An 11,959-nucleotide genomic window follows, 5' to 3' on the forward strand; every position below is an offset into this window, starting at 1 on the left:
ACCAGATACTTCACACTCAGGACACAACCATTCTCACCGAAGCGGACACGCAAGTAAAAATATTAAAAGTTGGCAATAAAACACATTAAAAACAAAATGTTAAACAAAAAAAATAAAATAGAATAACAAATTCATATTATTGAATTTCTTTACTAAGTGGGTTCAATTGCTCAGACGTACCATAATGTATGGAGTAGATGGTTCTAACAGGTATAAATGTAAGAAAAAGTTACTCGTTTTCAGGCAATACCTATCAAAGAACATTATGCTGTATACAGAAAAAGATCGCTTTCCCATCCTCCCGAAAAACGAACAAGAAAAAATCAAAGCGCCTAAAAACACCTTCACCAAGCCCTTCACCAAGCAATGAAAAAAGATTCCAACAAGAATATTTAAATTAAGTCATTGTTTTTAATTGTTTTTATTGGTAATAATTACAAATTATTGATCTGTGTCAAATTTGTTATTCTGCATGTCGAAATGGTTGGCGAGCATAAAGAACTCAATGCTTATGTTTCAAAAAAGGAAGCCTTTTATTGCAAGCTCACTTAAACGATATTACAAGGTACTTTATTGAAATCATGAGCATAGAATGACGATTATATAACTTTGTGGACACCATCTTCGACTTGACATTGATTTTATGATTTATACTCTAACTAATGTGACCGTCTGATCAAGTGAAAAGCACAACACGGTTTGCGATTACTAGCCCATAACGATACTAAAAAGAACAATGCCATGACCATACAATACAAGCATTCTGATAAATTCATTTTCGAACCAGAAACATTCCGACTTATTTTAGAAAAAAAAGAGCTCAAACTTAGCCATAAAGAATCTGCCGTGCTAGAACACTTATGCAGCAACGCTATGCGCGTTGTAGAACGCAGAACGCTGCTAACACAGATCTGGGGTGATAGAGAAAGCAGTGATATCAGTTTGAATAAAAATATCTTGTTGCTGAGAAGAAAATTCGAATCGATCGGCATCAAAAATGCGATTGATACTGTTCCTAGGGTTGGCTATATCTTAAAGCTAGATCTTGAAACCATGCAAGGTGATTCACTTGCTCATAGGGAAGAGATTATTGATGAAAGCATAGATGCAGCTGAAGAAGCTGAAATAGAGATCGTGAGTGCTCCTAAAAAGAATAAACTCGGGATGAAGTCATTTCTAGCCGTTCTAACAATCATCATCACCGTAGTATTTTTAATTATTAGCATTAACATATTCTCTAAAAAAGACAGTACTAATTTGCCAGAAATATCATTAATTAAACCAGATAATCAAGAGCAAGATAAAACGATACTCTACACAAGTGATATATCTGAAAACGATTATAACAAATATATAGCACTATCAGACTATATCACAAGAGACCTAAATTACTATGCTCTTGTTTCAAATGAAGCCATATCATTTATTAATTTAGGTGATGGAAAAAAAATGACTTGGCAAAAGACATTTTTGATGGATAAAAATAAAGATATCTCATCACAGATAAAGTGCATTGCTGGTTACATAAACAACTATCAAGCAAAACCTATTAATGTAAAGAAAGTACCGGGAATGTCATTTGTTAGGCTCAATTTTTATCGCCCATGCTCGGAAAACAATTACTTTGTCGGAACTATGCTAATAAAGAGTACAACGACCGATGATAGAACGTCGACATGGACGCAAGACTTTTCTTTTACCGATAGAAACGATAATGTTTTATTTCACCTAAAACGTCATTCCAGAGCATATAACTCTAAGAAAGCAATGCATCTCAATATAAAGTCTTTTCATGTCGATTTCGTACAACAGGAGTCGTTACAAATAGATTCCGATTTGAATCGTATTTTTAACCAATTTACACAAGATGATATTTATCTACAAACCGTGGATAAGAAAAATAAAATTTATGTGTCATCCGTATTTGGTGGAATTATTTTTCATGTTGATGAATTTTTAAATAAAACAGAATAAGTAAAAACCAACATTCCCTGCAACTCCGGTTACTATCCTTTATATAGAGTAAAAAAGAGGATAGTAACCAACCTACCCTCTTATATACTTATACAATTCTCACTCAAAATAAATAACCTTTGAGCGGTACTTTATTTTCCAAATTAAAGATTAAAATAACAACGTCAAGAAATTTTTCTATGTTTACTCTATATTAAAGGATAGCTAAATGAATAAATTCCGTTTTTCTTTACTCACATCAGTCATTCTGATGGGTATTTCACACACCACTCTGGCTGATGAATCAAATATTTATCTAGGTGCTGGTGTCGGCGCTGGGCACATTCACGGTTTAAATAAGATTGATAATGTTGAATCTGGCGCAGAAGATGCGGCTGCAGCAAATTTATTTTTGGGCTACGACCTAAATAATTACCTCTCGGTTGAAGGCGGTTATCTTTACTTAGGGCATGGTAAAACAGATAACCTCCCCTTTAAAAATCAAGGTGGTATGATCAGCTTAAATGGCAAAGTGCCACTAGTAGGAGACCTATCTTTACTCGCTGAAGCTGGCGGTTATTGGTCTCACACTGAAGGACTTGGCGAAAAAGACAGCAAAGTTTCCGCCGTGTTAGGAGCTGGCCTTGCTTATCAAATTAACGATCAGTTTGCTGTGCAAGCACGTTGGCGTTACATCAAAGATGTCGCAGACATCCAAAGCGAACTCTATCAAACCCATTTTGAACCGAATGAAAACCTCGCAACATTAGAACTGGTTTATCATCCATTCCGATCTGCAAAAGTAGAACCTATGGCAGTCACCACTTCCTTTGAAGCTGAAATAATGCAATCAGCAGAAGAACCAGAGATTATTCAGCCAGCTACCATCATGGTCGATAAACCATTTGAGCTAAGTACAGAAGTACACTTTAACCTCAACCAAACCGCATTAGATAATGAAGCATTACAATCACTGGATAAGTTAAACCAACAACTAACAGAAATTAATGCTAAAAAACAGATGGAGACCATAGTAATTGGTTATTCCGATAGCTTGGGGGCGAATCTAATCAGAGATCGTGTTTCTAAAGAGCGAGCAGAGGCGGTAGCCAATTATCTCGCCCATATCGGCGTACCAGAAAGTCAAATGCACGTACAAGCAAAGACTATTTCAGACTCAACCTGTAACGATGTAACAAATAAAGCAGAGCAGATTGCTTGTCTTGCTCCTAATCGCCGTGTCGACATAAAGATAACAGGCTATCACGAAGTGGAAGAACTCCAATCGCCTTGGTAAGAACACTTAAGTAATAAGCAATAAGTAAATTGACTAAATTTGGGTTGCATATCCACCTCCCCCTTTGGATCTTAGCAGCCACTTTCATCGGTTTCAGAATGGTCCCTGAGGCCGATTTTTTTTGGCTAGAATAGCTACGTATTGCTACCAAGAATCATATTAGATAAAACGTTTTTCCACCTGAACTGGCTTGGTTGCGTAAATCGATGGAACTCATTATCGATTCTACGTTTTGAGCAGCTGCATTCACTTTTCACAGTAGCATAATGCATAAACCTCGTTACAAAACAACAAACTGGAAACAGTACATAGCTTTAATCAATCGTGGCTCACATCTTCTGGATTGATGAAGAAGCAATAAGAGAGTGGAAACAATGCAAACAAAAAAAGCGTGGAAGACCTCGTTGCTTTAGCGACCTGGCGATCACAACTGCATATGATTAAGCGCATCTTCTCATTGCAGTTAAGAACTCGGCAAGGATTTATTGACTCTGTATTTATGATTCCCCGAGTTCCATTGAAGTACCCACATAACACTTGTATCAGTTGCCGGGCTAAGCAGGTTGAAATATCGTTCAAACCTAAAACTTCTAGAATGATAAGACACTTAGCCATCGATGCCACTGGTCTTAAGGTTTATGGTGAAGGTGAATTGAAATTCAATAAGCATGGCTAAACACACAGTTTGGCGAAAACACCGTATTGCTGTTGATACGAGAACTCACGAAAATACCGCTGCGTAGTTGAGTTTATCGAACGTGGCTGATGCCGATGTACTGCCAGAATCTGCCTGAAACTTGTTGTGTTGACTAAGAAATACACAAAGCGGGCAAATTTGTCTCTACACTGAATTACGCAACAAAGGCCGTTTTGAAAGATAAAAAGAAGTAAAGAAAGATAATTAAATATAACTATACGTACAAAAAGCGCCAAGTTATCCAAACTTGGCGCTTGAGCTAGACGCTCACTAACAAAAATGAGTTATGGAGCAAATATCAGTAGCCTGACTCGCTAAAATATCTCCATTTTCATCTTTAATACTGACAAGAATCATCTCCGGTGGAACTGCAAATGTTTTTTTCACTTCAACTGAAAGAACACTATCTATATCGTGCGTACCGTAACCATACTCATCTTTATCTACTAATAAACCATGTCTACCATAGTAGCTGATAACCATGGTTTCATAGAGATGCTTAATCGCATAAGCTCTTACGTTTAAATCACCTCCAAGACCCGATACTTGAGCAGGAAGAACAACTGGGTACTCATCCGGACTCGCTGTATTGCTCACCTCATTGCTCTGCGTTATTGAGGTATCGGCCGCGTTTGCGTGACCTACTGCGCCAAATAGCCCAAGCGCTGCACACGCCATTAACGCTGATAATTGCATTGGTTTCATGTTTTTCCCTTTTTACTTCTTAAGTGTTTAAATTGATTAAATTACTGATTGAGGACAACAAGCGGATAGTGAATATCATTTTCTCAGGCCGCTCACCCAAAGCCGTAAGGCAGCATAATACTGTCATTGGATAAAGTGGGATTCTATGCCAAGAATAATTCATAATTATTTCGAGTATCGATGCAATAAAAATAAATGACACACATCATCGTCCTATTCACGATCTACTCGAAAATAGTAAAATGAGTAGATAAGAGAATCACCAAAATGGTGACTTATCGGCAGATAAAAAATTATAGAGATAATAATCGATGATGAAATGCCACTACATAGCTTGGATTTGCTACTCACAGGCTCCCTGTGGGTCTAAGTATCTAGATATACATGCTATCTATCGATTATTCAGCACAGAAAATTTCACATATAGGTTATACGCTACGCATTGTGATTGCAGGGCAAGCATCGGACAACAAACTGAGCGGTACCAATGTATGCAACGCTGAGAACTTGTTAACGTTGCAATTTCATTGGCTCAATGTTGGACCCTTATTATATTAAATAACTGATGCAAGAAAACGAATACTGAACATGCACTCCTTACACACTTACCCCAGCACCGTTAAAAAACATGACAGTATAATTGTTATTTTAGAGAGCGATAGCCAATGCAGAAAAGGATTAGGAATGATAGCGATAAAAATACTTCGTTTATTTAAAAATCATATTTGCTTGACAATATGCCTATTAAATCCATTAGTATGCAATTAATTAAAAAGAGTAATAAAAGGCCAATATCAAGCATGTTATATACTATGAGTGACAATAACAAAGGAACAGAAAGAGAGTTCTTTGAGCATCGTTCGATGCTGTAATGGTACTAAAAAATCGACTTCTAGACCATTACTTTTCTTAAATGAGAAATAGTGAACTTATTTGTGAGGTCCAATTAAATAAAAATGCCGCTTCGAATTTAAATTGTCATTTTCAAACAGAAGGCTATGCTACTCTCTACTTAATATAATTTATACTTAAGGACCCAGCTTAATGGATATTTAATATTAGGTTTAATTTAAGCCCCAATTTCCCTTTAATATGTTCACTATTCTATTACACAGCATTATCATCCTCAGAAATAGGCAGCAACACCAATATTAATCATAAAAAAGTTCCACAGGCACAGACCACTTATAATTTCCTGCTCTGTTCGCCTTTAAGACTCCACCAATTTTTATTATGCATGCTTCACACATAGTCTCTTTAAGGTAACTAAAAGTCACTGATGAATCTGAATTTATATCAATCAGGTCATTTCCATTATTCACAGTAACACTGAAGAAAGAGTCGGTATTACAAGCTATATTTAACTTTGCCTCAGCCTCGCCTTCTGCTTTACCATTATCCAATCGAACTTTCCCAAATTCCATGTTAGACAAGAAAGCGGAGCATTCGCTTGGAGGGCGAATAGATGCAGATGATGATTCTAGAACAACAGATTGATAAAAAGTGTTAAACGTCTCACGGCTAGGAACAACTAGCCGGATGCCAACATCTAACCCCATATTTAATGCTCGACAACTTTGCTTACCACGTGATATGACATCTTCCAGAATATGTTTAGGAACTGCATAATCGTTCTCAGTTAATTCTCTATAGAGGTAGAACGATTTGTCCTCAATAGTATATGAACATACCCGATTATTAGGTGCTTTTAATTGAAGATAGATATCATTACTAGGCGACTTATAATACTTGAATGAGTTACCAAATAAATCAGAATGAAATAATCTAAAAGTACCATCTTCAATATTTAATTCATACGAGTTAGATATCGTTGGCTGCATTGTTGTTAGTATGAGGCAGAGCATTACAATAAACGCTCTGAAGTGTCGGCGCAACACAATGAATTGACACTGGCTAGGTGACATTGCACTATGTTGGCGGGTAATAACATTATTTTTCATTCCCATAAAATATTCTCCACCACATTTGATAGCCCTACTGTTTAAGCTTGGTATTTATCTACAATATCACCATTATCGTAGATAAATACCATTTCTAACTGAGATCGAATATGGCATTTTATCTAATTTAATGAATGCACCCTAAGGAAAAGGTTCCTGTAGAGTAACATGATGTATAGCGGCTTATAGCGATACGCGATGATTAAACATTAGTCATACTCAAGCGTAAAATTAGCGCTGGCCTGAAATGCCCCCGCGGTTATTCCCTCTTGCGCTGAAGGCAGTAACTGTACATAGGCAGAAAAATCAAGAACATTGTTTCCCTCACCTAAAGTTACTGCGCTACTTGGCTTATTAATTGGTAAAATTTTCCCGCCTTGCTCTAATCCAATCGCGATGCCTTTGGCTTGGCTATTATCAGTAAGGGCGAGTAAAGCACTATCTTCACTCGCCGCTTGACCAGAAAATGTCACTTTCACATTTTTGCCAAAGTCTAAATTGCACTCTTCAAGATGAATTTGAAACGGTTTACTAGCTGTACGATCATGGAGTAACAGCATTTTACTCACAATGCTTCCAAAATCGACGCTTATAATTTCATCTCCGGGACGTATAGAACAGGATCGTTCAAACACTTCAGCTGTAATGGTCAGCATAAAGTTTTGTGCATCCGCTTTTACTGGTAAATGCAATAATAAGGCAACAAGTACAGTCGGTAAAAAAGCCCAACTTCTACGTAACTTCATTAAATAAGCTACGTACCGTAAACTTTGTATCATCATTGCACCCTTACATGGCATCTTTTTGAGGCAACAATTTACAACTTGTATCACAATCATAGCTCAATGTACGACGGCCACCAAAGTCATCTATATAAGTAAAAGTCGGGCTTGAACCAAGCTTAACAGCCTCAACATTTACCATCAAACTGCTATGAGGAGCTATCATCATCGACTTAAAACCTTCAACACTTACACCTTTATCACTGCTTGCCGCTGCGACAATAGTCACGTAATAAGGGGTTGAGTTACTCAACTGATATTTCCCATCTAACAGCAGCAGGGTGACATTCTCCTGCCACGGTGTTTTATTGCTACCCGGTTCGACGACAAGGCTCGTAGGACGGTAGAAAAACTTAATGCGTGTTTGTAGAGCCAATTGCAAAGTATTCGGCTTTTCACTGCGCGGTGGAACTTCTCGTAAGTTAAAATAGAATAAGCTCTCCTTATCTTGAGGTAGTAGGGAGATACTAGGGAGTGTCTGGATTTTTACTAAACTCTCCATTCCCGGTTCTAAACGCTGAACAGGAGGGAGTAAGGTAAAGGGCTGGTTAACTTTATTGCCCTCTGCATCTTCCAACCAAGCTTGAGCCAAATAGGGCAATGTTTTATTGTTGTTGCGAATGGTAAGGCTCATCGATTTGGCCTCTCCTGGGTAAATAACCCGGGTTCTATCCAAAGAGACAGCCGCCTGTGACTGACCTGCAAGCAGAGCCACTAACAAAGTAAAGGTATAACGCAATTTATTAGTCATATCGTTTATCTCAATCTAATTATAAACTATCCATCACTGACAGGTTAGTTTTACCATTGTATCTACAGTAGGGAGGGGAGAAGGTAGCTGTATGCGGCAATATTGCTCTCTCCCCCAACGTGCTTCGATGATAGCGCCGTTATGCAAACCCGCTAAATAAGCCATGCCATCTTCACCAACCATACCTAAAGCCTGACCTTTTTCATTGAATACCTCAGTAGCAAAAGGTACCGATTTACCATCCGATTTAACCAGTTCAAGCATCAGCTTACTTCCCGAAAGCATATCGAAGTGACGGTAACCGATAGCACCTTCCGTTAAGGTTCCCATGGATATCGGTGTGCCAATTGGTTCAGCATTTTCACCTAACTTATCAACATCGATACTCACACGCTGACGATAGTAGCTAGACATATCGGCTACAACAGCTTTACCATATTTGTTTGTATAGACTGGTAGCCCACCAGCATGTACAGGTACGTCCTTTGCTCCATCAGTATCAACCATGATCCGACTGCCGCCAGTCATACCCACCCGGTGTACAGCTGCGCCCTGTCCTGTTGCGGTAATCCCACCATTAACTGATAGTCCTACAGCTGTTTGACCCGTTGTTTGATGACTAAGGTTGGCCATAACGGTGGCTTGTTCACCAGTATAAGTATAGAAACCACTCACTCTTTCACCAGTAGGGGATGCTGAGGCGCTGACCGAATAGCTGTTGCGTTCATCGATGCTATTATAGAAGCTCATGCTATTCGTAGTTTTCCCGCCTATGGTTGAAGCGCTGTAACTGACGTGTTTATTATTCCCAAAAGGTAGCGAGAGCGTTAAATAAAGCCCATTATCAATAAGATTGCTCTGCTCATTACGAGATACACTCAGAGCCGCACTAATATTTCGCCAATTCATTACATCGAAAGTCCGAGATAAAGAGAGACTAATCCGATCCGTATCAACATCATTCCAATAAGATTGATGGGTATAGTCGACATAAGCTCCCAACTTTGAATCTCTAAACTGCTTACTCAATACTACGCTGTACATCTCTTTTGAAGCGCCACGGTAAGGTTCACCAATTTGTTTAGCGACCATAAAATCATTCATGGTCATGAAATCCCGCTCAGAGAAGCGATATCCTGCAAATGCAACTTGGCTATCATACTGTTCAAACATTTTTGAGTAGTTGACTCGATAAGAGCCGCCACTTTTCGTCCCTTCGGGAAGTTGAGCACGCGACTCAGTGATATCGAACGAAATAGCACCAAACTGAAGCAGATCTCGCCCTACACCTACAGATAAGGCTGAATAATCATCAGCAAGTAAGCCGCCGCCCAGTAGTGACCAACCATTATTAACCCCCCACGAAAACTCAGCACTGACAAAGGCTGGGCCGTCTAACTCATGCTCTCTACTGCTAACTTTACCACTGTTGAATTTGTAACGTAATGATCCGGGGCGAGATAGGTACGGAATAGTGGCGGTGTTAACTTGAAAAGTCTGCACTGAACCATCTTGTTCTTCTACCCGCACGTCTAACATGCCACTTATAGAGCTGCTCAGATCTTGAATTCTAAAAGGCCCAGATGCGACTTGTGTTTCATAAATAATCCGGCCTTGTTGGCTTATCACTACTTTGGCGTTTGTTTTAGCTATCCCTACCACTTCTGGTGCATAACCACGCAGGTTAGGCGGCAGCATACTATCATCGGTGGTCAATGATGCACCGGTAAACTGAAAGCTATCAAAAATCGAATTACCAAGATCTTGCTCACCCAACATCAATTTTGCATGTATTTCTGGCAAAGCTCGATGGGCGTAAATACGCTGTACACCAAACTCGTTCTGGGAATATTCGTAGCTATCTCTATTTTCGTAATGTTGGTAGCGCCCTTGCCAATTCGCTCTTAATCTCCAAGCCCCAAGGTTAAGTCCAGCAATACCATAACTGCTTAAGTTTGTTTTCTTGCTATTGATAGAACGCATCTCTTGTAGGTTGATATTATAATCGAGTAAAGCCCCATTGACTCCATTATCCCAGCGTGAAGGGGGCTCCCAAGACTCACTAATATAATCTCGGTAAGCTTGAGGTACCGAGATTGTCAACGTGTCTTTATTTAACTCGCCCTTGAGCATCATTCCTTCAAGAACGGCAGGGTTATGACAGACCGAATCTTGTTGGCTCACAATCGTTGGGCTGGTCAGTAAGCGTTTCAGCTCAGCCGCTTTTAAACCCAAGTCGCTAGCTAGGTCGGCAGTTAAGCAAAGTTGTGATTCGTTCTCGCTTTTCTCATAAAAAAGCACTTTACGTTCACCAATCAACGTATTATTGACCACCATTTGCATGGTGTATTCACCTGGCATAATGTACCCAGATTTTTGAAAAGCTCCAGATTCGATACTTTCTTTATCTTTGAGATCTAACAAGTCCGTATTGAATTCGATAGTTTCCGCCTTGGAAATATTCACAAAACCAATAACAATAATGCTAGTAGTTAATGATAATAATTTTTTCATAAGCTCTACTTCAGTAATTCAATACACAACTAGCGCGCATCCCTGCGCGCAGACGTAAATATAGAAAGACTATTTTTTAATAGTTACTCGTAGCTCATTGCGAAGTTTGCTGTTGCAGTGAACTGACCTGGGGTTGCTTTTTCTCCAGCTTTAAGGGTGCTAACCAACTTAGCAGCAAAGTTCAGAACATTATCACCTTCCAATAACTCGATACCTTTAGTGTTTGTGCCAAGTTCAATCTCAGAACCATCTTGTAGGTTAATCAAGCTGATGGCCGCACCTTTAGCAGAACCTAGAATCGCTAGATTTTTCTTAGAAGCATCATCGGTAATTCCAGTAAATTTCAAACTTGCTTGTTTAGCAGTTTCTGTAGAGCAAGACTCTAGGTGAATATGAATAGGACGTATTGGAGTCTCACCTTGCTTTTCTAATAAAACATTAGAAATCATGCCCATCTGAATACTCTGATCAACACTCTCTGGAGCGATTGAACATGGCGCATCAATGATTGCCCCAACAAAGTTGATTACTCCGTGCCCTTGGTCAGCTGTAATAGTTGAGGCTGGTGGTGGAGTTACACCTCCACCCTCTCCCTCTTCTGCAAATACAGAAGCAGACAACAACACCATCATAGCTGAAGCGATAATTGTTTTTTTCATTTCTTAATCCTAGTTTTGTTTGTTAAGCCATTAAAAGAAGAAAATAAAAGAATAAATTTAATTCATTCTAGCTAGATTCTTCATTTATTTAGACTCAGGTATTTTTGTTTCGGTTTCTTATTATTTGGTTTGATTTAATTCGGTTGAGTTAACAAACTTAACCAACCAAACTTAACAGACCAATTTACGGGTTGAATTATGCACAAAAAAAAACAGGATTATAAACTCCAAAAAAATACAAAAAAAAACCAATAAAAACAATAATATATCAGGATAACGACAAATTGGAATACATTAAGATAAATCGGGAAACCTAGGGGTAAGCCTTTAACCACTGAAAAGTGTAAAAATAAACTGGCAACCACTTTAAGTAATTTTAAGTAACAAAAACCCAAGACGTGGGTATATTAAAAAATGAATTACCATTCCATTCATTACGAAGCATTTCAATGAAAAATATAGAAATTTGATATGGTCTAGTTTTTTAGAGAAAAGTAACCGTAGTAGAATTTACTCTTTTTATCGTATTTATTTGAGGGATATAAATATAGTAAAAATCCGCCTTCTTAGAAGGCGGCTTTGGTTTATAGCCCCCTATAAGGGGGCATCCTCGCGCTGTTAGTTCATCTTCAACTCTAAC

Annotated in this window: 8 protein-coding genes and 1 pseudogene; 3 read left to right on the plus strand and 6 right to left on the minus strand. The window is 38.5% G+C overall.

Annotation, left to right across the window (positions count from 1 at the left end; translation table 11 throughout):
• Positions 1-741 precede the first annotated feature (741 nt).
• From AACQ42_RS14445 to AACQ42_RS14455, 3 genes and pseudogenes are all read left to right on the plus strand, one after another.
• Entirely contained in the window at positions 742-1,974 is a 1,233-nt protein-coding gene (locus AACQ42_RS14445; RefSeq protein WP_094165449.1) for a winged helix-turn-helix domain-containing protein, read from the plus strand.
• 208 nt (positions 1,975-2,182) lie between these two features.
• On the plus strand, positions 2,183-3,250 hold the full coding sequence (locus AACQ42_RS14450; RefSeq protein ID WP_094165451.1) for an outer membrane beta-barrel protein: 1,068 nt from the start codon (positions 2,183-2,185) through the stop codon (positions 3,248-3,250).
• Positions 3,251-3,516: 266 nt separating this feature from the next.
• Positions 3,517-3,990: pseudogene (locus AACQ42_RS14455) on the plus strand (IS5 family transposase); the annotation flags it as partial.
• A gap of 227 nt (positions 3,991-4,217) precedes the next feature.
• Here AACQ42_RS14455 and AACQ42_RS14460 read toward each other — a convergent pair.
• From AACQ42_RS14460 to AACQ42_RS14485, 6 genes are all read right to left on the minus strand, one after another.
• The gene (locus tag AACQ42_RS14460; RefSeq protein WP_094165453.1) at positions 4,218-4,652 is read right to left on the minus strand and encodes a hypothetical protein; all 435 of its coding nucleotides are present in this window, start codon (positions 4,650-4,652) and stop codon (positions 4,218-4,220) included.
• A gap of 1,151 nt (positions 4,653-5,803) precedes the next feature.
• The gene (locus tag AACQ42_RS14465) at positions 5,804-6,619 is read right to left on the minus strand and encodes a hypothetical protein (RefSeq protein ID WP_094165455.1); all 816 of its coding nucleotides are present in this window, start codon (positions 6,617-6,619) and stop codon (positions 5,804-5,806) included.
• Between the two features lie 203 nt (positions 6,620-6,822).
• Positions 6,823-7,395: a fimbrial protein gene (locus AACQ42_RS14470; RefSeq protein ID WP_217898939.1), complete on the minus strand. Its 573-nt coding sequence runs from the start codon at positions 7,393-7,395 to the stop codon at positions 6,823-6,825.
• A 7-nt stretch (positions 7,396-7,402) separates the two neighbouring features.
• Positions 7,403-8,146 (minus strand): fimbria/pilus periplasmic chaperone, encoded by a 744-nt coding sequence (locus AACQ42_RS14475; RefSeq protein WP_094123803.1) that lies wholly within the window; start codon positions 8,144-8,146, stop codon positions 7,403-7,405.
• Positions 8,147-8,179: 33 nt separating this feature from the next.
• Positions 8,180-10,660 carry a fimbria/pilus outer membrane usher protein gene (locus tag AACQ42_RS14480; protein WP_094123802.1) on the minus strand — a complete coding sequence of 827 codons (2,481 nt, stop codon included), beginning with the start codon at positions 10,658-10,660 and terminating at the stop codon, positions 8,180-8,182.
• An 83-nt stretch (positions 10,661-10,743) separates the two neighbouring features.
• Entirely contained in the window at positions 10,744-11,319 is a 576-nt protein-coding gene (locus AACQ42_RS14485) for a fimbrial protein (RefSeq protein WP_094123801.1), read from the minus strand.
• Between the last annotated feature and the right edge of the window lie 640 nt (positions 11,320-11,959).

Source organism: Vibrio sp. V12_P9A6T4, from assembly GCF_963874835.1.
GTDB lineage: Bacteria > Pseudomonadota > Gammaproteobacteria > Enterobacterales > Vibrionaceae > Vibrio > Vibrio anguillarum.

Bases quoted from the DNA above. Each gene is read 5' to 3' on its own strand.
- AACQ42_RS14460 (WP_094165453.1), bottom strand. From the start codon at position 4,652: ATGAAACCAATGCAATTATCAGCGTTAATGGCGTGTGCAGCGCTTGGG.
- AACQ42_RS14450 (WP_094165451.1), top strand. From the start codon at position 2,183: ATGAATAAATTCCGTTTTTCTTTACTCACATCAGTCATTCTGATGGGT.
- AACQ42_RS14465 (WP_094165455.1), bottom strand. From the start codon at position 6,619: ATGGGAATGAAAAATAATGTTATTACCCGCCAACATAGTGCAATGTCA.
- AACQ42_RS14475 (WP_094123803.1), bottom strand. From the start codon at position 8,146: ATGACTAATAAATTGCGTTATACCTTTACTTTGTTAGTGGCTCTGCTT.
- AACQ42_RS14470 (WP_217898939.1), bottom strand. From the start codon at position 7,395: ATGATGATACAAAGTTTACGGTACGTAGCTTATTTAATGAAGTTACGT.
- AACQ42_RS14480 (WP_094123802.1), bottom strand. From the start codon at position 10,660: ATGAAAAAATTATTATCATTAACTACTAGCATTATTGTTATTGGTTTT.
- AACQ42_RS14445 (WP_094165449.1), top strand. From the start codon at position 742: ATGACCATACAATACAAGCATTCTGATAAATTCATTTTCGAACCAGAA.
- AACQ42_RS14485 (WP_094123801.1), bottom strand. From the start codon at position 11,319: ATGAAAAAAACAATTATCGCTTCAGCTATGATGGTGTTGTTGTCTGCT.